This window comes from Subsaximicrobium wynnwilliamsii (assembly GCF_007997225.1).
GTDB lineage: Bacteria > Bacteroidota > Bacteroidia > Flavobacteriales > Flavobacteriaceae > Psychroserpens > Psychroserpens wynnwilliamsii.
The window spans coordinates 105,160-127,838 of record NZ_VORM01000001.1; the positions used below are offsets into that span (position 1 = coordinate 105,160).

The 22,679-nt window shown below is 42.2% G+C and carries 17 protein-coding genes and 1 riboswitch; of the genes, 4 read left to right on the plus strand and 13 right to left on the minus strand.

The annotated features are described in order from the left end of the window. Positions 1–3: 3 nt before the first annotated feature. The 7 genes from metF to ESY88_RS00505 form a co-directional block, all read right to left on the minus strand. Positions 4–960: a methylenetetrahydrofolate reductase [NAD(P)H] gene (gene metF, locus ESY88_RS00475; RefSeq protein WP_147084889.1), complete on the minus strand. Its 957-nt coding sequence runs from the start codon at positions 958–960 to the stop codon at positions 4–6. Positions 961–1,059: 99 nt separating this feature from the next. Beyond that, positions 1,060–3,867 carry a vitamin B12 dependent-methionine synthase activation domain-containing protein gene (locus ESY88_RS00480; protein WP_147085064.1) on the minus strand — a complete coding sequence of 936 codons (2,808 nt, stop codon included), beginning with the start codon at positions 3,865–3,867 and terminating at the stop codon, positions 1,060–1,062. Between the two features lie 13 nt (positions 3,868–3,880). Further along, positions 3,881–4,903 carry a homocysteine S-methyltransferase family protein gene (locus ESY88_RS00485; RefSeq protein ID WP_147084890.1) on the minus strand — a complete coding sequence of 341 codons (1,023 nt, stop codon included), beginning with the start codon at positions 4,901–4,903 and terminating at the stop codon, positions 3,881–3,883. Positions 4,904–5,130: 227 nt separating this feature from the next. After that, positions 5,131–6,294: a trans-sulfuration enzyme family protein gene (locus ESY88_RS00490; protein ID WP_147084891.1), complete on the minus strand. Its 1,164-nt coding sequence runs from the start codon at positions 6,292–6,294 to the stop codon at positions 5,131–5,133. A 1-nt stretch (position 6,295) separates the two neighbouring features. After that, complete coding sequence (locus tag ESY88_RS00495) at positions 6,296–7,318, minus strand: alpha/beta fold hydrolase (RefSeq protein ID WP_147084892.1); 1,023 nt, start codon at positions 7,316–7,318, stop codon at positions 6,296–6,298. Positions 7,319–7,513: 195 nt separating this feature from the next. Then, entirely contained in the window at positions 7,514–8,806 is a 1,293-nt protein-coding gene (locus ESY88_RS00500) for an O-acetylhomoserine aminocarboxypropyltransferase/cysteine synthase family protein (RefSeq protein ID WP_147084893.1), read from the minus strand. 106 nt (positions 8,807–8,912) lie between these two features. After that, positions 8,913–9,038: riboswitch (SAM riboswitch) on the minus strand. 340 nt (positions 9,039–9,378) lie between these two features. Further along, entirely contained in the window at positions 9,379–10,926 is a 1,548-nt protein-coding gene (locus tag ESY88_RS00505; RefSeq protein ID WP_147084894.1) for a hypothetical protein, read from the minus strand. 146 nt (positions 10,927–11,072) lie between these two features. Between ESY88_RS00505 and ESY88_RS00510 the strand changes: the two genes are divergently transcribed. From ESY88_RS00510 to leuB, 4 genes are all read left to right on the plus strand, one after another. Beyond that, complete coding sequence (locus tag ESY88_RS00510; RefSeq protein ID WP_147084895.1) at positions 11,073–12,248, plus strand: 2-isopropylmalate synthase; 1,176 nt, start codon at positions 11,073–11,075, stop codon at positions 12,246–12,248. A gap of 26 nt (positions 12,249–12,274) precedes the next feature. Then, positions 12,275–13,660, plus strand: a complete 1,386-nt coding sequence (gene leuC / locus ESY88_RS00515; RefSeq protein ID WP_147084896.1) for a 3-isopropylmalate dehydratase large subunit — start codon at positions 12,275–12,277, stop codon at positions 13,658–13,660. Positions 13,661–13,776: 116 nt separating this feature from the next. Beyond that, a complete protein-coding gene (gene leuD, locus ESY88_RS00520) occupies positions 13,777–14,364 on the plus strand; it encodes a 3-isopropylmalate dehydratase small subunit (RefSeq protein WP_147084897.1) in 588 nt (195 codons plus the stop codon). A 258-nt stretch (positions 14,365–14,622) separates the two neighbouring features. Beyond that, entirely contained in the window at positions 14,623–15,741 is a 1,119-nt protein-coding gene (leuB, locus tag ESY88_RS00525) for a 3-isopropylmalate dehydrogenase (RefSeq protein ID WP_147084898.1), read from the plus strand. A gap of 48 nt (positions 15,742–15,789) precedes the next feature. On the opposite strand, the gene argH is transcribed toward leuB, so the two are convergent. From argH to proC, 6 genes are all read right to left on the minus strand, one after another. After that, entirely contained in the window at positions 15,790–17,079 is a 1,290-nt protein-coding gene (gene argH / locus ESY88_RS00530) for an argininosuccinate lyase (RefSeq protein WP_147084899.1), read from the minus strand. 131 nt (positions 17,080–17,210) lie between these two features. Then, positions 17,211–18,272, minus strand: coding sequence for a M20 family metallo-hydrolase (locus ESY88_RS00535; RefSeq protein WP_147084900.1), 1,062 nt, complete (start codon positions 18,270–18,272; stop codon positions 17,211–17,213). Further along, positions 18,269–19,045 carry an acetylglutamate kinase gene (gene argB / locus ESY88_RS00540; protein WP_147084901.1) on the minus strand — a complete coding sequence of 259 codons (777 nt, stop codon included), beginning with the start codon at positions 19,043–19,045 and terminating at the stop codon, positions 18,269–18,271. The genes ESY88_RS00535 and argB overlap by 4 nt, the downstream gene beginning before the upstream one ends. Positions 19,046–19,220: 175 nt before the next feature. Beyond that, complete coding sequence (locus tag ESY88_RS00545) at positions 19,221–20,156, minus strand: Rossmann-fold NAD(P)-binding domain-containing protein (protein ID WP_147084902.1); 936 nt, start codon at positions 20,154–20,156, stop codon at positions 19,221–19,223. A gap of 204 nt (positions 20,157–20,360) precedes the next feature. Then, entirely contained in the window at positions 20,361–21,488 is a 1,128-nt protein-coding gene (locus ESY88_RS00550; protein WP_147084903.1) for an aspartate aminotransferase family protein, read from the minus strand. 204 nt (positions 21,489–21,692) lie between these two features. Continuing rightward, positions 21,693–22,493 carry a pyrroline-5-carboxylate reductase gene (gene proC / locus ESY88_RS00555; protein WP_147085065.1) on the minus strand — a complete coding sequence of 267 codons (801 nt, stop codon included), beginning with the start codon at positions 22,491–22,493 and terminating at the stop codon, positions 21,693–21,695. Positions 22,494–22,679 lie beyond the last annotated feature (186 nt).

A 22,679-nucleotide genomic window follows, 5' to 3' on the forward strand; every position in this document is an offset into this window, starting at 1 on the left:
TAATCAAAATACAGCACTTGCCACCGCTTTAATATTATCGCTTTTCCCCATAGAATAATAATGCAGAACGGGAATTCCTGCTTTTTGGAGCTCCTTAGATTGCTCAATGCACCATTCCACGCCCACTTGTCGCACTTGGGCATTGTCTTTACATTTTAAAACTTCACTAATAAGAGCTTCAGGCAAGTCCACATGAAAGCGATGCGGCAACATATTGAGCTGTTTTTTGGTCGAAATCGGTTTCAGCCCAGGAATTATGGGAATCGTAATACCCTCCTTTTGGCACTTATCCACAAAATCGAAGAATTTTTTATTATCAAAAAACATTTGGGTCACGATGTATTCCGCACCATTCTTGATTTTCTTCTTCAAAAAATGAAGGTCGCTGTACATGTTTGGCGCTTCCATGTGTTTTTCAGGGTACCCCGCCACACCGATGCAGAAATTAGTTTTACTGGCGTTTTCAAGTTCGGCGTGCAAATAATTTCCTTTGTTCATATCACGAATCTGTGCCACCAAATCTGTAGCATAGCAATGCCCCTCTTTTTCTGGCTTAAAATAGGTTTCACTTTTTACCGCATCGCCGCGAAGCGCCACCACATTGTCAATCCCCAAGAAATCGAGGTCAATGAGAAAGTTCTCAGTGTCTTCCCTTGTAAATCCGCCACAGAGAATGTGTGGGATAGCATCAATGTTGTACTTATTCTGCAAAGCCGCGCAAATCCCAACCGTTCCCGGACGCTTTTTAACCACTAATTTCTTCAGCAAGCCGTTTTCCAGTTCTTTATAGATGTATTCCTCACGGTGGTAGGTCACGTCGATAAATGGCGGATGGAATTCCATCAACGGGTCTATATTATTGAATATGGATTGGATATCATGCCCTTTTAAAGGCGGCAATATTTCGAACGAAAACTGCGTCGTACTATTGGCTTTTTTGATGTGTTCTGTTACTTTCATTCCCCTAAATCCCCAAAGGGGACTTTTCTTTTTATCTTATTTTGATTTTTTTTGGGCGTAGTACGGACAAGTCGCGACTTGTCCGTACGCGACTTGTCCCTACGTCGCCAAATTCGGACTCAACCATTTCTCGGCCTCCTCATTTGAAATCCCTCGTCGTTTCGCATAATCCTTCAATTGGTCATCGGTTATTTTTCCCAAGCCAAAATATTTCGCTTCCGGATTCCCGAAATAATACCCGCTCACACTTGCCGATGGCCACATGGCGAGACTCTCTGTTAATTTCACACCGATACGTTCTTCCACATTGAGCAGTTTCCAAATGGTAGATTTCTCCAAATGGTCTGGGCAGGCAGGATAACCGGGTGCTGGGCGAATGCCTTTGTAACTTTCCTTTATCAAATCGGCATTGCTCAAACTTTCGTTTTTGGCATAGCCCCAATGGTTTGTTCTTACTTCTTTATGGAGGTATTCCGCAAAGGCTTCCGCCAAACGGTCGGCCAAGGCTTTTATCATTATGGAATTATAATCGTCAAGATTCGTTTGAAACTCCTTGGCCAGCGCTTCACAACCAAATCCTGTGGTCACACAGAAACAACCCATGTAGTCTTCCTTTCCAGAAGATTTAGGCGCAATAAAATCTGCCAATGCAATATTGGGGACGCCATCACGCTTTTGCAACTGCTGTCTCAGGGTTAAAAACCTAACGTCGTGCTTGCCATCTTGACCATAAACCTCAATATCGTCATCGTTGATGCTGTTCGCGGCGAAGAGTCCGAAAATGGCTTTTGCCTCTAATAATTCCTCATCAAAAATACGATTCAGCAAAACTTTGGCGTCCTTAAAAAGCTCCACTGCCTGTTCCCCAACGACCTCATCTTCCAGAATATCTGGATATTTTCCGTGGAGGTCCCAACTTCTAAAAAACGGACTCCAATCGATAAACTCCTCCAATTTTTTCAAATCAAAATCCTCAAGAACCTGAATGCCTAAATGTTTGGGCTTTATCAATTCCGAAGTATTCCAATCAATCTCAAACTTGCGTTTTCGTGCATCTTCAATCGTTCTGTAATCTTTCTTTTTGCCACGCTTTAAAAATTGCTCGCGGAATTTATCATACTCTTCCCTGATTTGCTCCTTGTAAACCTTATTATTCTTGTTCAATAAATCGCCAACTACGGTTACTGCTCGCGAGGCATCATTGATATGCACCACCGTATTGCTATAATTGGGCGCAATTTTTACAGAGGTATGTGCTCGAGAAGTTGTTGCGCCACCAATAATCAATGGGATTTTAAAACCTTGTTTCTCTAAGGATTTTGAGACATAAACCATCTCGTCGAGCGAAGGTGTTATCAATCCGCTAAGCCCAATAATATCCACATTCTCGCGGATTGCGGTTTCCACAATTTTTTCTGGTGGCACCATCACGCCCAAATCTATAATCTCATAATTATTACAACCTAAGACCACGCTCACGATATTTTTACCAATATCATGCACATCGCCTTTTACGGTAGCCATTAAAATCTTGCCAGCGAATTCTTGCTTGCCCCCTTTTTCGGCTTCGATAAAAGGCTGCAAATAAGCCACTGCTTTTTTCATCACTCGTGCCGATTTAACCACCTGCGGAAGAAACATTTTCCCACTCCCAAACAAATCGCCAACCACATTCATCCCAATCATCAAATTGCCTTCAATAACCTCAATAGGCTTACCGCTGGCCAATCTTGCCTCCTCAACATCCTCAATAATAAATCCATCAATGCCTTTTACCAAGGCATGCGAAATGCGCTCCTGCAATGATGCATCGCGCCATGCATTTGCCAATTGCATGCGATCGGCATTGCGCCCGGATGCCCGCCCGCCCACGCGCCCAAATCCGCCCGCCGATGCGCGTACGGACAGGTCGCGACCTGTCCCTACAGGCGCATCCATCAATTCTTCCGCGAAATCCAACAACTTCTGCGTGGCCTCCTCGCCTCTATCAAATAACACATCTTCCACCAACTGCAATAAATCCTTGGGAATTTCATCATAAACCTCCAACATGGCTGGATTCACGATTCCTAAATTCATCCCATGCTGAATCGCATGATATAAAAATGCTGAATTAATCGCTTCCCGCACCACGGTATTTCCTCGGAAGGAAAACGACACATTACTCACCCCTCCTGAAACATTGGCATAAGGCAAATTTTTACGAATCCATTTTGTGGCCTTGAAGAAATCGAGCGCATTCAAACGATGCTCATCCATCCCTGTGGCGACTGGAAAAATATTGGGGTCGAAGATAATATCTTGGGGGGCAAAATGCACCTCATTGACCAAGATATCATAAGAACGCTTGCATATATCAATACGTCTTTGGTAAGTATCGGCTTGTCCATTCTCATCAAAGGCCATCACAATCACCGCGGCTCCATAACGTTTGACCAAAGTGGCTTGGCGTTTGAATTCTGTTTCGCCTTCCTTTAAACTTATGGAATTGACCACACATTTACCCTGAGCCACCTGCAAACCAGCTTCGATAATCTCCCATTTAGAGCTATCAATCATTAGTGGGATTCTGGCAATATCGGGTTCTGAAGCAATCAAATTCAAAAATTTGACCATTGCCTCTTTGCCATCCAGCATGCCTTCGTCCATATTCACATCGAGAATCTGGGCACCGCCTTCCACTTGGTCTCTGGCGACCGATAAGGCCTCATCGTAATTATCGGCTTTGATGAGCCTAAGAAATTTTTTTGAACCCGTGACATTGGTGCGCTCTCCAACGTTTATGAAGTTGGATTCTGGAGTGACCACCAAAGGCTCCAGACCCGAAAGGGTCAAGTATTTTTGCACCGCAGTCTCTCGCAAACCTGCAACATCTACTTTAGTTTTTATGGCATCTTCTTCTAACATCATCTTTCAATCATTAAAAAGTCCCTTCCAAATGGGAAGAGACTAGGGCTGGTACTCGTGGTGGATAATTGGCAGCAACTTCAGCAATAGCTTTGATGTGCTCCGGATTTGTTCCGCAGCAACCGCCAATGATATTCACTAAATTTTCCTTTAAATAAGATTCAATAAAAGCCTTCATTTCTTCTGGCGATTCGTCGTATTCCCCAAAGGCGTTTGGCAAGCCAGCATTGGGATGCGCCGAGGTATAAAAATCGGTTTCTCGAGATAAGCGCTCCAAATAAGGTTGCAATTGCTCGGCGCCCAAAGCGCAATTAAAACCAACGCTCAACAATGGTATGTGTGAGACCGAGGTCAAAAAAGCTTCAACCGTTTGACCAGAAAGTGTTCTCCCCGAAGCATCGGTAATGGTGCCGGAAACCATGATTGGGATATCGATTTGGCGCTCTTCCTTGACTTCTTCAATAGCGAACAAAGCCGCCTTGGCGTTGAGCGTATCGAAAATGGTTTCCACCAAAAGCAAATCCACACCACCATCAATCAAAGCTTCCACTTGTTGTTTGTATGCCACGCGCAATTCGTTAAACGTGACCGCGCGATATTCTGGCCGGTTGACATCTGGCGACATACTTGCGGTCTTATTGGTGGGGCCGATACTGCCGGCGACAAAACGAGGTTTTTGCGGATTAGCATTTGTAAATTCACTGGCTACTTTTTTAGCGATTTTGGCGGACTCATAATTGAGCTCGTACACTAAACCTTCCATGTTATAGTCTGCCATCGCGATGGTGGTGCCAGAAAAAGTGTTGGTCTCCACAATATCGGCGCCTGCTTCAAAATATTTGCGATGAATGTCGGCAATGGCTTGCGGTTGGGTCAAGGACAATAAATCGTTGTTTCCTTTAAGCGAGCTCGGATACGCCTTGAAACGTTCGCCCCTAAAATGGTCTTCGGAAAAATTATAGCGCTGCAACATAGTCCCCATGGCACCATCGAGCACTAAAATCCGTTTTTTAAGTTCTTCTTTTATGTTAGTCATATATATAGGTATCGAATGAAGTTTATAGCCTTCCGAAGCTACTATAAGTTAAGTTTGAATTTTTCAAGGTTTCGGATTGCATTATGTCTTGTAAACATTTTTAATTTTAACAAATTGAGTGTGCCAGACCTTTCAGTCCCGAAAGCTTTCGGAACCGAAAGGTCTCAATTTCCTGCGTAGTTTCAAATAGACTTTTTAGCCTTCCGTAGCTACTTTTTATTTTATGTTTACTGTTCCAAAGCTTGTTTCAAATCGGCAATCACATCTTCTACATGTTCCAGCCCAACTGAAATACGAACCATGCCGCCAGAAATCCCTACTTCCAACAATTCTTCCTCGCTCAATTTACTGTGGGTGGTTGAGGCTGGATGTGTTACAATGGTTCGGGTGTCGCCCAAATTTGCTGACAGCGAGCACATCTCGAGTTTATTTAAAAAATTACGCCCAGTTTCCACGCCTCCTTTCAGCTCAAAAGCCACAACGTTTCCGCCCAATTTCATCTGCTTTTTGGCGATTTCATATTTTGGATGCGATTTTAAAAAGGGGTATTTCACGAGCTTGACTTTATCCTGAGTTTCGAGATACTCAGCCACTTTCAAAGCATTTTCGCAATGCTTATCCACCCGAACCGCCAAGGTCTCTAAACTTTTGGAAAGTACCCAAGCATTGAATGGCGACAATGCAGGCCCTGTGTTTCTGGAAAACAGATAGATTTCCCGAATCAAATCGGCACGACCAACAGTAACACCGCCAAGCACTCTACCTTGCCCATCGATTAACTTCGTGGCAGAATGGATGACCAAATCGGCTCCAAATTTAATGGGCTGTTGTAAATAAGGGGTGGCAAAACAATTATCGATGACCAATAACAACTTGTGTTTTTTGGCAATCGCGCCCAAATGTTCCAAATCCAGAATGTCCACAGCGGGATTTGTTGGACTCTCCGCATAAAGGATTTTGGTGTTTGGCTGAATCAAACCTTCAATCGTATCTATTTTATTGACATTGAAATAACTGGTCTCAATATTCCACTTCGGAAGAAATTTGGTAAATAAGCCATGCGTAGAACCAAAAACGCTTCGGGCAGAAACAATGTGGTCGCCTGCATTCAATAAGGCCGCGAAGGTTGAAAAAACCGCAGACATGCCAGTAGCAAAAGCATATCCCGCTTCGGCTTGTTCCATTTTGCAGATTTTCTCCACAAATTCCGAAGTATTGGGGTTTATAAATCGGCTGTAAATGTTGCGTTGTTTTTCTTCAGCAAAAGAAGCGCGCATGTCTTCCGCATCCTCAAAAACGAAGCTCGAGGTTAGATACAAAGGCGTCGAATGCTCCTGAAACTGGGAACGCTCGGTTTGTGTTCTTATGGCTTCGGTTTCGAAATGTTTCAAACTATGCGGTTTTTAGAGCTTCAACATGGACTTCAAACTGATTGGTTTGCTGCTTTTTTTTGAAAATAGGTTTTAAAAATTTTGCCAATTGGTTAAATTCTATCAAAAAAGCATCATGCCCGTGCAAGGATTTAATTTCAGAAATGCTCACGTTATCCTTAACCGATTTGAGTTCTACATAGGTATTCCAGTTCTCTTCAGACTTGAAAAACAAATCGGAATTAATGGTCACTAAATGGATGTTCGACTCAATTTTAGAGGCGATTTCCAAAAAACGCGCATTATCGCCTTGCGTAATATCAATGGTTCGCAAAATCTGGTTCATCAATTTATAGGCCGAAACCTGAAAACGCTTATTCAAAACCGTGCCGTGATGGCTCAACCAACTTTCCACATTAAAAAAGCCTTTTTCGCGTTCGGTTCTTTTAAATTTTTGGGTAAAGGATTCTGGCGTGCGGTATAAAGTCATGGCATGCAATCGCGCATCAAACAAAGGGTTGTTGGAATTGTTCAAAATACTATCCTGAATATGGCAATTTGCAATGACCCAATCGGTCGCTTTCCAATCGGTCGCAATAGGAATGAGGTGTTCTATCAATTTTGGACGAATGGCAGCCAACTCCCAAGCGATACCACCACCCACAGAACCGCCAATAACCGCAAACAAGGTCTTGATTTGCAATTGGTCAATCGCTTCGGAAAAAATCCGGGCAATATCAACAGCCGTAAAGGCTTTGTAATTTTCTATAAGGTGCGATGGATTCCCGTCATAGCCGTTTCCTGGAATGTCAAAGGCCAAAACTGTATAATCCTGGGTATCGATGCATTTGTCCTTTCCAATAAGGTCGGTCCACCAGCCTTCATTGCCACAAACTGTAGAATTACCTGTAAGTGCGTGGTTAACCAAAACAATCGGCGCAGTGTTCAAGACTTTACCGAAGCTGTGATAAGACAAGTGAATGTTGGACTTAAAGCCGCTGTTGGTCGTGAAATCCTTAAGTTCGATATATTTTAAATCTTTCATTTGTTTATATGTTATGTTTTATGGATACACCGGCAGGCAGTCACTTGCAGTTCGCTATCAATCATTCCGCAAAGGGTTTGAAAATTTGAACATGCTTGTTTCATAATCTAATGCAGTATATCAGTTACGCCAAAGCAAACCGCAGTAATTTGCAGTTTGCTGGGGCAACTTTTAGTAAAACTTGAAATGCCTGTTTTAGGCCAGGACTTTTTTGTCGATATGGGCAAAGGCAGCTTTCAAATCGGCCTTCAAATCGTCGATATTCTCGATGCCTACAGATAGTCTTACCAAATCCTTGGTCACACCCGCCCCTTCTTGCGCTTCATCGCTCAATTGTTGGTGTGTGGTGCTGGCAGGATGGATGATCAGGGATTTTGTGTCGCCAATGTTCGCCAACAAGGAAAAGATTTTCGTAGTATCTGCAATTTTTTTAGCCGATTCGAAACCACCCTTGGCACCAAACGTGACGATGCCACTCTGGCCCTCAGGCAAGTATTTTTCTGCCAGAGCTTTGTAAGCACTAGATTCCAATCCTGGATAATTGACCCATTCAACTTCGTCTTGCTGCTCCAACCATTTGGCGAGGGCCAACGCATTTTCGCTGTGTTTTTTGATACGGATTTCCAAAGTTTCCAAACCTTGAATGATTTGAAACGCATTAAACGGACTCAAAGCTGCGCCATAATCGCGTAGCCCTTCAATTCTCAATTTGGCAATAAACGCCGCATCGCCAATGGCCTCGCTGTAAACCAGACCGTGATATCCGGCGGAAGGCTCTGTGAATTCAGGGAATTTTCCGTTGGCCCAGTCAAAAGTCCCCGCGTCGATAATGGCACCACCTAGAGAGGTGCCGTTGCCGCTGATGTATTTGGTTAGTGAGTGAATCACGATATTCGCACCGTGTGCAATGGGATTGGTCAAATAAGGTGTTGCCACCGTATTATCAACAATAAATGGCACTTTATGCGCTTTGGCTGCCTTGGAAATTTTTTCAAGGTCCAAGACATCCAATTTTGGATTACCTAAGGATTCCACGAAAAAAGCACGGGTATTTTCCTTGGCGGCCTTATTAAAATTTTCAGGGTCTGAGGCATCCACAAATGTGGTGGTAACCCCATGTCTTGGCAAGGTCACACTCAACAAATTGTAAGTGCCGCCATAGAGACTGCTGGAAGCGACAATATGGTCGCCAGCCCTAAGCAAAGTCAATAAGGTTGTGGAAATTGCTGATGCTCCTGAGGCGGTAACGACAGCGGCAATGCCACCTTCTAGCGCCGCTAAACGCTGCTCGAGAACATCGTTGGTTGGGTTGTTGAGTCTTGTGTAAATGTAACCGGGAACGGAAAGGTTGAATCGACCCGCAGCATCGTCCGAATTGTCAAATACATAAGAAGTGGTTTGGTAAATTGGTACTGCCCTTGTACCTCCGTTTTGACTTACGTCGTGGCCTGCATGCAACGCTTTGGTTGCGAATTTTTGTGTACTCATTTTTCTTGTTTTAGAAACGCCAGAATGGCGAATTACTTAATTAATAATTAAGACAAACCAGAAAAATGTTATAAGAAAAAAGTAATTACAGATGGGTAATTACGTGTGGTTATCTATCTAACACCCGATAAATGAATCGCGTTTATTAGTAGAATGTAGCACCTTCTTTGATGAATTCAAAGGGTTGCTAAGGCTTCAACGGGTCTAATCCCTCGGCCTTTCTTGATAACATTTCAGTAAGTGTTTGAACTTTGTGAATACAAATATTGCAATACAAAAGTTAGAATTCCAAATTTATAGATACTTTTTTTTAAAAAATCCATTACCTCGGGGCAAGCCCACAAGGTATGAATTGAAAAATGTTCTTTGTATTTCGAGGCAAGCCTCGGGGAATAAAACCCTCTGGAGGGATTTAAAGATTATTAAAATTTGGCGCCCAAATTATGACATTCATGAAATCATCAGATTTTATGAATGTCATCCTTGAGCAGCAGTCATCAATGAAATTATGATTGTATCAAGAACACGCTTTGAGTCCTAATACAGAAGCGCTTGTACCCCTAGAAATGCATTCAAATCTTATTTTTAGCATGAAATTTTTCCCTAATAATTTGGCCTACTGGCTTATTTTGAATCTTACTTTCCAGCCATGAAATAATATCCAAATATAGAAAGGCACGACGTTCGTAGGGATGGTCTTCATAAGTTTTCAGCGTGGCATGCAAGCCGATAAAAGCCTTTTTGATGTCTTGCGGATAAATGTCCTGCAAACCTCTAATGAATTTTATCATCTCTTTTTGAACCTCATACAGATCGTTGATTTTTAGCAAGAATTTGTACGTGCTTCTCAACAGGGTCTCGATGTGATAATCCAAGCCAGCCTCATAATGCGCTACCAAATTGAGCACACGAGCAAAGCATTGTAAGTCCTCACGCATCAACAAGGATTTATTGCTAATTATTTTATCCAGATAAAAAATACACTCTTTATTATTGCCCGCCCCAAAATGCATGCTTGCAAATTTGTAATAGAAGATCATCAAGTGATGCTCGTCTAAGCGGTCCTTAAAATTTTGGAGTTCCTTTTCAATCTTCGGAATGATTTTTAGACCATCATCAAAGCTTCCGTCAATAAAATAAAGATTTATGGAGTTGATATTGAGGTACAAGAAAGTAAGTGCCTGAACGTTTTCATCCTTCGGAAAGCTTTTTTCCGAAGTAATGATTTGAAATTTCAACAAGGCATTCTGGAATTTTTCCTTATTCTGAACATAAAAAAGTGCTTCCAATAAATAATTGTGACCCTTCAGAAGAAACACTGGGTTGAGCCTAAGCATGTTGGGATGCTCATTGAACAATTCTACCCATTTAGAGGCGTATTTGTAACAGTTCAGAAAATCCTGCATCAAGAAACTGTACCATAAATTGGCATTGTACAGCCATAATTTTTCGCGGAAACCCAATTCCTGAATGTTGTATTTTGGCAAACGCTCCTTAAAATAACTGGTTACCATTCTACTTTCATCCTCATTTTTCACGTAACCTGTTTTGAGGATAACACTGTACAATTGCAAGGACAAATTGGACAATTTACTTGCAATCACATTGAGCGAACTGATCTCTTTTGCCTGCACCGCAAGCTCATCTGCCCTGGTACTTATGCTTCGGGTAATGTACTGGGACTCGATAATTTTCTCGAGTTCGACGATTTCATAGGCTAAGTTTTTCTCTTCATGCTGCAGTGCGACTTCCTTCGATTTATCTAAAATCTTAAGACTTTGCTTGTAAAGCCCTTTATGGTATAGAATGGATGCAAAATCCAATTGTTCCCTTATTTGGGAGCGGATATTTTGATGCGAGGGATTCAGTTTTAAACTGATCAAAATCTGTTTATATAAATGCGCCTTGACATTTGCCAGCTGTTGTTTCTTGACGATCTTGGTCTTTAAAATAGCAGTCTCATCATACACCGAAGCCTTATCCAAAACATTGAACAGATTCAAGAATTTAGAATCCTGATTCACATCCAAACGCCCCACATAAAGCTTGAATTGACGTTTTTCAGACTTGGTCAATGATTTAACAAGTAAAAATAGATTATCCTTTTGGTCCTTAGTCATCTAGCAAAAAACGAGTTATAATACTGAATATCAATTTATTGAGAATTGTTATTTCCACTGAACGTCGTAAACTTACTGCGAATCCCCTGAAAAACAAGTATCCAAAGTATAAATTCGTTAGCTAACACGAAAATAAAAGTTGATAAATGTCTGATAATAACATCCAAATTTTTGACACTACCCTAAGAGATGGCGAGCAAGTGCCAGGTTGTAAACTGAATACCAAGCAAAAACTGGTCATTGCAGAAAAACTCGATTTTTTGGGTGTAAATGTGATAGAAGCTGGTTTTCCCGTTTCAAGCCCTGGCGATTTTAAATCGGTTTCCGAAATCTCGAAATTGATAAAAAACGCTACCGTTTGCGGATTGACAAGAGCCGTGGAAAACGATATCAAGGTTGCCGCGGAAGCTTTAAAATATGCCAAAACACCTAGAATCCATACGGGAATTGGCACCTCAGACTCCCACATCAAATATAAATTCAACTCTACCCAGGACAAGATTCTAGAACGTGCTTATGAAGCGGTAAAGTATGCTAAAACCTTTGTGGAAGATGTAGAATTTTACGCCGAAGATGCCGGTAGAACAGATAATGCCTTTTTAGCACGCATTTGCGAAGCGGCCATAAAAGCTGGTGCTACGGTGTTGAATATCCCTGATACCACTGGCTATTGCTTGCCCAATGAATATGGCGCTAAAATGAAATACCTCATGGAAAATGTCAAGGGCATTGAAAAGGCGATATTGTCCTGTCATTGCCATAACGATTTGGGGCTTGCCACAGCAAATTCAATAGAAGGCGTGATCAATGGCGCACGTCAAATTGAATGCACCATCAACGGGATTGGCGAACGTGCGGGTAATACCGCCTTAGAGGAAGTAGTCATGATTTTGAAGCAACACCCTTACCTCAATCTAGACACCTCCATCAACACAAGACATTTATATGCACTAAGCCAATTGGTTAGTGAAAGCATGGGCATTTACACCCAACCGAATAAGGCCATTGTTGGTGCCAACGCTTTTGCACACAGCTCGGGCATTCATCAAGATGGGATGATAAAAAATAAGAATACGTATGAAATCATTGACCCAAAAGATGTTGGCGTCACCGATTCTGCCATTGTATTGACCGCCAGAAGTGGACGTGCAGCATTGGCCTATAGAGCCAAAAATGTGGGTTATGATTTGACCAAACTTCAGTTGGATGATGTTTACGCCAATTTCCTTCATTTTGCAGATGAGAAAAAGGAAATTGATGATAACGATATCCACCACATCATTGAAAGCAGTAAGGTGTATCAACAGATCATTTCAGCATAACTTTCAAGAATTTTGTTACAAAATCTATGACTAAAAAAACACTATTTGATAAAGTTTGGGATGCACACGTGGTGGATACGATAGCAAACGGTCCTCAGATTCTCTATATCGACAAACACTTGATTCATGAGGTCACGAGTCCGCAGGCGTTTCAGGAACTGGAAGACCGGGATATTCCTGTATTCCGTCCAGACCAGATTGTTGCTACTGCCGATCATAATACGCCCACCATCAATCAACATCTGCCCATCCAAGATGAATTATCCAGGAAACAGTTGGAGCAGCTTTCAGCAAATTGTAAAAAGAATAACATTACACTTTACGCTTTAGGCCATAAATACAACGGAATAGTACATGTAATGGCACCAGAATTGGGCATTACCCAACCAGGGATGACCATTGTTTGTGGTGATAGCCATACCTCAACACATGGGGCTTTTGGCAGCATTGCGTTTGGTATTGGCACCAGTCAAGTGGCGCAGGTTTTTGCAAGCCAATGCTTATTATTGACTAAGCCTAAAAGTTTGCGAGTAACTGTAAATGGCCATTTGAAAAAAGGGGTTTTAGCTAAGGATGTGATTTTATACATCATCGCAAAAATAGGCACCAATGAAGGCACCGGTTATTTTTGTGAATATGCAGGCGATGTGTTTGAAAACATGAGTATGGAGGGTCGCATGACCGTTTGCAACATGAGTATTGAAATGGGCGCTCGAGGTGGAATGATTGCACCAGACCAAACCACTTTCGATTATGTCACTGGACGCGAATTTGCACCAAAAGCTGAGACACTACAAAACAAGATTACGTATTGGAAAACATTACCCACAGATGCTGATGCCACTTTTGACAAGGAATATCATTTTGACGCTGAAGACATTGAACCAATGCTTACCTATGGCACAAACCCAGGGATGGGGATCAAAGTGTCTGGTCACATTCCAGAAACCAGCGATGTCTCTTTTGAAAAATCATTACAATACATGAATTTTGAAAAGGGGGAAAGCCTCATTGGCAAACCTATAAATTTTGTGTTTATAGGCAGCTGCACCAACTCCAGAATCGAAGATTTTAGGGTTGCTGCAGAGTACATTAAAGGCAAACAAAAAGCACAAAACGTAACCGCTTGGTTGGTTCCCGGAAGCAAGCAGGTGGAATCTCAAATAATTGCCGAAGGCTTAAAAACCATATTTGACGATGCAGGCTTTGAATTGCGACAACCAGGATGCAGCGCCTGTTTGGCGATGAATGATGATAAGATCCCGCAAGGGGAATATTGCGTTTCAACCTCCAACAGGAATTTTGAAGGCCGGCAAGGACAAGGCGCAAGAACCATTTTGGCTAGTCCTTTAATGGCGGCAGCCACTGCGGTGGAAGGCAGGATTGTGGATATATCGAAGCAATTGAATTGAAAAAAACAGGCCACGAATTTATTTTATTCGTGTATTCGTGGCCAAAAAATAACTATAATTAAAAGTCCCCTTTGGGGATTTAGGGGCAAAAAGATACCCGCTTTCGCGGGCACAAGATGAAGAAATTTACAACCTTAACAGCAACCGCAATACCATTGGATATCGAGAATGTCGATACCGACCAGATCATTCCTGCGCGTTTTTTAAAAGCCACAGATAGAACAGGTTTTGGCGAAAACGCGTTTAGGGATTGGCGCTTTGATACAGATGGAAGCATCAACGACACATTTGTTTTAAACAATGATAACTACTCCGGTAGCATCTTGGTGGCGGGCAATAATTTTGGCTGTGGCTCCAGTAGGGAACATGCGGCTTGGGCTTTGAATGATTATGGATTTAAGGTTATCGTCTCCAGTTTTTTTGCAGATATTTTCAAAGGAAATGCACTCAACAATGGCTTATTGCCAGTACAAGTTTCTGAAGATTTTTTAAAGATTTTAATGGGAACTGTGCTTAATGATGCCAAGACTAAAATAAAAGTAAATCTCATTGACCAGACGATTTCTATTGAAGACACGGCACATTCTGAAGCATTTGAAATAGATGCCTATAAAAAGACCTGTATGATCAATGGGTATGACGATATTGATTATCTGTTGAGTAAAAAAGAAGCGATTGCGGCATTTGAAGGGAGTCTTCAGTAGGTAGTAGGTAGTTGGTAGTTGGTAGTTGGTAGTTGGTAGTTGGTAGTAAGAATGAAACTCCTGCAAGGTTTCCAAAACCTTGTAGGTATGATTGAAAAAATCATTCATTTCGATGAAAATAGATGCTTAATTGCAGCGTTTACTGTTGGATTTTTGACCAAATAAAGAAAAAGAGTTCCATAGAAATGGAACCTAAAATATAAAATAATAAATGGCAGGATGATTTCGAAAGCTTTCAGGACTGCCTTCGCAGGAATTATGAAATTAAAAATAGCTGTTTTGCCAGGAGATGGCATAGGACCCGAAGTTACCAAGGAAGCCATTAAGGTGCTAAAAGCCATTGCGCAGGAATTTGACCATTCCTTTCAATTCAAATACGCATCGGTTGGTGCAGTGGCGATTGAAAAATTCAACGATCCCTTACCAAAAAAAACCTTGGATTTATGCAAATCCACAGATGCCATTTTATTTGGTGCCATAGGCGACCCGAGATTTGACAACGACCCTTCGGCGAAAATTCGTCCGGAGCAAGGGCTTTTGAGATTGCGCAAAGCATTGGGCTTATTTGCAAATGTACGCCCCGTAAAAGCTTATGATACGCTTCTAGCAAAATCCCCTTTGAAACGAGATATTATCAAGGGTACCGATATTTGTATCTACAGAGAGTTGACTGGCGGCATCTATTTTGGCGAAAAAACCTTGAGTGACGATGGCAACCATGCGACCGACTTGTGCGATTATACTCGTGAAGAAATTGAACGTGTAACCCATTTGGCTTTTAAAGCAGCACAAAGCAGAAAGCAGAAAGTAACCTTGGTTGATAAGGCCAATGTTTTGGAAACCTCACGTTTATGGCGAAAGGTTGTCACAGAGATCGCTGCGGAATACAAAGACGTCAAGCTCGAATTTCTATTTGTCGATAATGCAGCAATGCAAATCATCTTGAACCCGAAACAGTTTGATGTGATTTTAACTGAAAACATGTTTGGCGACATCATAAGTGATGAAGCCAGCGTAATTGGCGGAAGCATTGGCTTATTGGCATCTGCTTCAGTAGGTGAAAAATACGCGATGTTTGAACCCATTCACGGCTCTTATCCGCAGGCAAAAAACTTAGGCATTGCCAATCCTATCGCGTCCATTTTATCGGCCGCCATGCTTTTGGATCATTTTAAATTGTTTGAAGAAGCAGAATTGATTCGTGAAGGCGTAGAACGTTCCCTAAAACTTAACATTACCACGCCAGACCTCAACACCAAATACGAGCATATCTCGACGAGTAAAGTGGGTGATTTTATTGAGGATTTTATCAATAACCCGAAAGATAACAACATGAATTTTGCCAACATCCACTTGGGACAATCTACTATTATTTAATTTAATATATTGTTAGTCAATTAAAATGGTAGTAAGAGAAAAGCATCTTTAGGGATGCTTTTCGCGTTTTGGGAATTTCGCTTTAATCTGCTCCAAACACAAATCCCCAATGCTGCCGGCGTGGGTATGTTGTTTTGACCTATCAGGTTCATAGGTGCCATCTTGTACTTGCTTGCCGATAATTTGATAAGCCTCTCGAAAGCTCATGCCTTCCTCTACCAAAGTGTTGATGTTATCTACTGTAAAGAGATATTGGTATTTCTCATCATTTAAATCTATGGTTTTCACTTCTATTTGCTGAATGGCATAATCGAAGATATCCAGAATATCAACCACATCATTTATAGCAATGATCATGTGCTCCTTCAGCAATTGATAATCGCGATGGTAGCCACTCGGAAGATTATTGGTAATGAGCAGCATTTCCGTTTGAAGCGCTTGTATTTTATTGCATTTTCCCCGAATGAGCTCAAAAACATCAGGGTTTTTCTTGTGTGGCATGATGCTGCTGCCTGTGGTCAATTCATCTGGAAAACTGATAAAACCAAAATTCTGACTCATATACAAGCAAATGTCCATGGCAAATCGGGACAGTGTATTGCACAAACTTCCCAATGCCATAGAAAGCGTGCGTTCGCTTTTTCCGCGAGCCATTTGCGCTGCGACTACGTTGTATTTTAATGTAGCAAATTGCAATTCCTTAGTTGTGAATTCCCGATCAATATTAAAGGAACTTCCGTAGCCAGCAGCAGAACCTAAGGGATTTTGGTCCACGGTCTTAAATGCTGCATTGAGTAAATAGACATCATCGACCAACAGCTCAGCATAAGCCGAAAACCAGAGTCCGAAGGAGGAAGGCATCGCCACTTGCAAATGCGTATATCCAGGAAGCACTTGCTCTTTATGAGTTTCGGCGAGCTTTAACAAGCTGTTAAAAAAGGCTTCGGTCTTATCCTGAATCAGATTTAAACTATCCTTATAATACAACTGCAAAGCAACCAAAACCTGATCGTTTCGAGATCTTGCGGTATGGATTTTTTTTCCGACCTCGCCATATTGCTTCGTGAGTTCGAACTCAATTTTAGAATGCACATCTTCAAATTGGGCATCAATGTAAAAGGTTCCTTCGGAAATGTCTTCCGCTAAAACCTTAAGGCCCGTTTGCAACTGCTCTAATTCCGAAGCATCCAAAATCCCAATGTTATGCAGCATTTTAGCATGCGCCATGGAAGCTCGCACATCATATTTGGCGATGTGTAAGTCCACTTCCCGGTCGTTGCCAACGGTAAACTGTTCTATTTTTTTATCGATACTAATACCTTTGTCCCAGAGTTTCATAAATTCCTGCGAAAGCAGGAATCGCTTCCCGCCATCTTTTTTTAATTAATTTCTTTTTTGACTGAATCAGTAGTTAGACCTACAAGGTTTTTGAAACCTTGCAGGTCGGTAAAACCGTCTTAATTCTATATTCAGAATATCCGCTCCAGCAATTCAACATACAACCCAATACCTTCCTCAATTTCCTTTAAATAAATAAACTCATCTGCAGAATGCGAGCGTGTGCTATCTCCTGGACCCAGTTTCAATGACGGACAAGCCAACACCGCTTGGTCCGACAAGGTTGGCGACCCATAAGTTTCGCGTCCCATGGCCAAACCTGACTGCACCAAGGGATGCTCTTTGGGAATGGAAGAGGAATTTAACCTTAAACTTCGAGGTATTATGCTATCGCAAGGCGATTCGTTTTGGAGCATTTCTGCAATTTCCGCATTGCTGTAACAATCGTTGACCCGCACATCGATGACCAAATCCACTTCCGCCGGAATCGCATTGTGTTGTTCCCCAGCCTTGATTTGCGAGACCGTCATCTTTACCTCGCCCAAAGTCTCAGAGGTCTTTTTGAAGCTATAATCCTTAAACCATTGCAGCACCTCAATGCAATTATAAATGGCATTATCGGGATTGGGATGCGCTGCATGACTTGGCCTGCCCTTTACTTTGGCATCAAATACCACCAGCCCCTTCTCTGCAATGGCAAGTTGCATCAAAGTGGGTTCGCCCACAATGGCAACATCCACCTTTGGCATGATTTGCAGCATGCTGTTCAACCCATTTGACCCACTATTTTCCTCTTCTGCGGAAGCCACCATGACCAAATTATAATTCAAATCTTCGTGTTCATAGAAATAGGTAAACGTCGCCAACAAAGACACCAAACAACCACCAGCATCGTTGCTGCCAAGACCGAATAATTTACCATCGGCAACAATTGCCTTAAAAGGGTCTTTGGTATAGGCAGAATTTGGTTTGACGGTGTCGTGATGCGAGTTCAACAATAGGGTTGGCTTGGCTTCCTCAAAATTTTTATTGACTGCCCAAACATTGTTTTTCGTTCTTGTAGCGTCAATGTTATGCGTTTTGAACCATTGCTCAATCAGCTCAGCCGTTTTATCCTCTTCAGAAGAAAAAGACTGGGTCTCAATTAGATTTTTCAGTAAGGCAATGGCCTCTTGTGTAAGTGTCGCGATCATTTGGTGATGGTTGTAAAATTAGCATTCGGGTTACTCAACATTTCGGGTTTACCGATGCATACTTTATTGACATTCTTCTGAATCGCATAAATGCAATTAAGGAGTTTGGGCAGCATGCCTTCGGAAATGATACGTTGTTGCATCAAATCTTGATAATTTTCAGTACTAATGTGTTTAATAACGGAAGTTTCATCGTCCACGTCTCGAAGCACACCATTTTTTTCGAAGCAATAATACAATTCTGTCTCATAGGTGTTCGCAAAAGCAATGGCCAATTCTGAAGCAATCGTGTCGGCATTTGTGTTTAATAGTTGTCCGTTTTGGTCATGGGTCAAGGCACAGAACACTGGCGCAACCCCTTGCGTTAACAACACTTCCAAAACAGCAGTGTTCACTTGCGCTATATCGCCAGCAAAACCATAATCAATTGGTGTTGCCGGTCTCTTTTTAGAAACAATGGTATTGCCATCGGCACCAGAAAATCCAATCGCATTGCAATGTTTCGCCTGCAATTGCACGACGATGTTCTTGTTGATTTTACCGGCATAGACCATGGTAATGATGTCTAAAGTTGCAGCATTGGTCACGCGCCTGCCATCAATCATGTTGACCTCCATCCCTAAATCGGTCGCAAGTTTTGTGGCCAGTTTGCCCCCACCGTGAATCAGGATTTTTGGGCCTTCCAATTTGGCGAACAGTTCTATAAATGCGGACAAGCTAGACGCATCATCAATTATATTCCCTCCAATTTTTATGATTTTTAGTGTTTTCATCTTTGTGCCCGCGAAAGCGGGTATCTTTTAATTTCAGCTCTGATTTTATAAGTAGTTCAATAGTTTCATAAATCCGACGCTAAGAGTTCCGAACAAACCGCTCATCAGACCTCACAGTCCCGAAAGCTTTCGGGACGGTGAGGTCTATAACGAAGTCCAACGGTGTTGCTCATCACTACAAACCTTCCAAAATATGTTTTAGCACTACTTGCGCTGCAAAAGTGCGATTGTTAGCTTGCTTTATCACTAGGGAATTGTCGCCATCCAACACCGCGTCCTCGACCACCACATTCCGCCTTACCGGTAAACAGTGCATAAATTTTGCCTTACCCAATTTTGCTTCGGTCATCATCCAATTGGGGTCTTGGTTTAAAATTTTTCCGTAGTCCTTAAAATTGCTCCAGTTTTTGACATACACAAAATCGGCATCTTTTAAAGCTTCCGTTTGCTTGTGATTGATGGGTGTGTTTTTCGTAATCGCTTCATCCAGTTCATACCCCTCGGGATGCGTGATGCTAAAATCAACTTCCATCATCTGCATCATTTCCACAAAGGAATTGGCGACTGCCTGCGGCAAAGCTTTAGGATGTGGTGCCCAAGACAAAACCACTTTAGGCCTTGGTTTATCGGCCAATTCTGAAATGGTAATCGCATCGGTCAAGGCCTGAAGCGGGTGGGCGGTGGCGCTTTCCATGTTAATAATTGGCACCGTTGCATATTTTTCGAAACTGCGCAACACGTATTCAGACTGGTCTTTGGCCTTATCGGTTAAACTCGGGAATGCGCGAACCGCAATCACATCGGCATATTGTGAAATCACTTTCGCTGCTTCCTTGATGTGTTCGGTACTGTTGGTGTTCATTATGCCGCCATCTTCAAACTCGATGTTCCAAGCGTCGTTGACGTTGAGAATGCTAACGTTCATGCCCAAGTTTCGAGCAGCTTTTTCGGTACTCAAACGCGTTCGCAAACTGGCATTGAAAAACAACATGACCAAGGTTTTATGCTTGCCCAAATGGGCATACTCGTACGGATTCATTTTCAGCAAAATGGCTTCTTTTATGAGTTCCTGTAGATTTTTGATGTCGTTGATTTGTGTGTATTTTTTCATGCCCTGTCCGCGAAAGCGGGTATCTTTTATGCTTTCCCCTAACGTCGATAACTATCGGAACCTAAGGGGAATGTTAATTTCGTTCTCAATTTAAAATTTTATCAAACCTACAAGGTCTTTAAGACCTTGCAGGTTGGTCGATTTGCGTGCTTTGGGGTTCAAACCTAACAGGTTTTAGAAACCTGTTAGGTTTAGTTTGTCACGTCATTTTAGTTCGTAACGAAGTGCCTCAAACAATTTATCTATGTGCTTTTCCTGAATGGTCAATGGCGGAAGAATGCGAATCAAATTAGGATTTTTTGCACTTCCCGTAAAAATGTGATGCTCGTAAATAAGAGCTTTTCGCAATTCTGAAATTGGAAACTCAAACTCCAAGCCTAACATCAAACCTCTACCTTTGACTGATTTCAAGCCGGGCAAACCTTCTGTTTTACTTCGGAAATAGTCTGAAACACGCTTCACATTTTCCGTCAATTGTTCTGTTTCCAAAACCTTTAAAACCGATAAAGTCGCAACACAGGCGAGATGGTTACCGCCAAAAGTGGTGCCCAACAAACCAAAAGAGGCCTTAATTTCAGGATGAATCAAAATACCTCCAACTGGAAATCCGTTGCCCATACCTTTAGCTATAGAAATGATATCTGGAGTTAAGCCATGTTTTTGAAAGGCGAAAAAATCGCCTGTTCTTCCAAATCCGGATTGCACTTCATCGGCGATAAAAACGGTGTTGTACTGCTTGCACAATTTTTCGAGACCTTGATAAAATCCGGAAGTGGATTCATCCAAACCGCCAACGCCTTGGATGCATTCAATGATTACTGCGCAGGTTTCCTCTTTTTTTAGAATGGCTTCCACCGCTTCCAAATCGCCCAATGCCACAAAATCGACTTGCTGTTGTGCGTTTAAAGGCGCTACGATTTTAGGATTGTCGGTAGCTGCAACCGCTGCAGAGGTTCTTCCGTGAAAGGCATTATTAAAAGCTAAAATCTTCTTTTTTCCATTGTGAAAAGAGGCCAATTTTAAGGCATTCTCATTGGCTTCCGCACCAGAACTGCACAAAAATAATTGGTAGTCTTCACAGTTTGAAAGTCTGCCCAATCGCTTTGCCAATTCTTCCTGCAGCGGATTCTGAATCGCGTTGCTATAAAAACCTAATTTTTCAACTTGATAGCAAATCGCCGAAACATATTCAGGATGCGAATGCCCAATGGAAATTACCGCGTGCCCACCATATAAATCGAGGTATTCCACGCCTTTGCCGTCATAGACATAAACATCTTTGGCGCTTACTGGCGTCACATCGTATAAGGGATAAACGTTGAATAGGTTCATGGGTTTATGTTTTCAAACAGTTCGTTTGAGTTGATGGTAATTATTTTTCAATTCAGACCTACAAGGTTTTTGAAACCTTGCAGGTCGGCGTGCTAACTTTGCAGGTCGGCGCGCAAAGCATTTAGGGCGGTTTGCAAACCTTGCAGGTCGCTCCAATATGTCATTGCTATCCAGATAATTATCGGGAGACGCACTCTTTTTATTTTAAATCTGCTCTTTCTTTATGTTACTAATTTTGTTAAACGACGCCACCATCCCTTGAATCAAGGACGAGCTTAAACCTTTGTGTTCCATTTCGTTCAGGCCTTCTATGGTGCAGCCTTTTGGTGTGGTTACGCGGTCTATTTCCTCTTCGGGATGTTTTTTATTCTGAATCAATAGACTTGCAGCGCCTTCACTGGTGTACATCGCCAATTCCTGAGCTTCCTTGGCATCAAAACCCAATTGTATGGCGGCTTGGGTGCTGGCACGAATGAGTCGCATCCAAAAGGCAATCCCGCTGGCGCAAACCACGGTGGCAGCTTGCATCTGAGTTTCAGGAATGACCAAAGAATGCCCCAATCGGTTGAAAATCGCTTCTGCAACCTTAATTCGCTTGGAGCCTTGCCCGTTACTGCATAAACAGGTCATGGATTTCCCAACCGCAATCGCGGTATTTGGCATGGCCCTGATGATGAATTGCTCCTGCCCCACGATGGCTTCTATCTTAGCAATCGAGAATCCGGTAACCGTAGAGATAATAATGTGTCTTTCAGTTAGCGATAACTTAATGTCGTTCAAAATACTTTCCAAATGTGAAGGCTGCACTGCTAAAATCAAAATATCCGACTTCTGTACCGCTTCCAGATTATCACTGGTCAAGCTTACGTTTTTGTAGCCTTCAAAGTCTGAAATGGATTCCAAATTGCGTTTTGTGAGCCAAAGTGTGGTTATGGCGTTGGTGGTAACCAAGCCTTTTGCGATGGATTTCCCTAAATTGCCGGTGCCTATAATTGCTATTTTCATCTTAGTGACCGCGAAAGCGGTTATCTGTTTCATTAAACTTGTTTTTTTAGACCTTTCTGTCCCGAAAGCTTTCGGGATGAAAACCTGACAGGTCTTTCGTATGCTCTGTCTTCCGTCTGCCCTCTCCCGTCTTCCGTCTTCCGTCTTCCCTCTTCCCTCTTCCGTCTTCAGTCTCCTTTTCTAATT

Excerpts from the sequence above, each read along its gene's own strand:
- ESY88_RS00500 (WP_147084893.1), bottom strand. The coding sequence starts at position 8,806 with ATGAGTACACAAAAATTCGCAACCAAAGCGTTGCATGCAGGCCACGAC.
- ESY88_RS00535 (WP_147084900.1), bottom strand. The coding sequence starts at position 18,272 with ATGATCGCGACACTTACACAAGAGGCCATTGCCTTACTGAAAAATCTA.
- leuB (WP_147084898.1), top strand. The coding sequence starts at position 14,623 with ATGAAATTAAAAATAGCTGTTTTGCCAGGAGATGGCATAGGACCCGAA.
- ESY88_RS00485 (WP_147084890.1), bottom strand. The coding sequence starts at position 4,903 with ATGACTAACATAAAAGAAGAACTTAAAAAACGGATTTTAGTGCTCGAT.
- argB (WP_147084901.1), bottom strand. The coding sequence starts at position 19,045 with ATGAAAACACTAAAAATCATAAAAATTGGAGGGAATATAATTGATGAT.
- ESY88_RS00505 (WP_147084894.1), bottom strand. The coding sequence starts at position 10,926 with ATGACTAAGGACCAAAAGGATAATCTATTTTTACTTGTTAAATCATTG.
- ESY88_RS00510 (WP_147084895.1), top strand. The coding sequence starts at position 11,073 with ATGTCTGATAATAACATCCAAATTTTTGACACTACCCTAAGAGATGGC.
- ESY88_RS00495 (WP_147084892.1), bottom strand. The coding sequence starts at position 7,318 with ATGAAAGATTTAAAATATATCGAACTTAAGGATTTCACGACCAACAGC.
- leuD (WP_147084897.1), top strand. The coding sequence starts at position 13,777 with ATGAAGAAATTTACAACCTTAACAGCAACCGCAATACCATTGGATATC.
- proC (WP_147085065.1), bottom strand. The coding sequence starts at position 22,493 with ATGAAAATAGCAATTATAGGCACCGGCAATTTAGGGAAATCCATCGCA.
- ESY88_RS00545 (WP_147084902.1), bottom strand. The coding sequence starts at position 20,156 with ATGAAAAAATACACACAAATCAACGACATCAAAAATCTACAGGAACTC.
- leuC (WP_147084896.1), top strand. The coding sequence starts at position 12,275 with ATGACTAAAAAAACACTATTTGATAAAGTTTGGGATGCACACGTGGTG.
- metF (WP_147084889.1), bottom strand. The coding sequence starts at position 960 with ATGAAAGTAACAGAACACATCAAAAAAGCCAATAGTACGACGCAGTTT.
- ESY88_RS00480 (WP_147085064.1), bottom strand. The coding sequence starts at position 3,867 with ATGTTAGAAGAAGATGCCATAAAAACTAAAGTAGATGTTGCAGGTTTG.
- argH (WP_147084899.1), bottom strand. The coding sequence starts at position 17,079 with ATGAAACTCTGGGACAAAGGTATTAGTATCGATAAAAAAATAGAACAG.
- ESY88_RS00550 (WP_147084903.1), bottom strand. The coding sequence starts at position 21,488 with ATGAACCTATTCAACGTTTATCCCTTATACGATGTGACGCCAGTAAGC.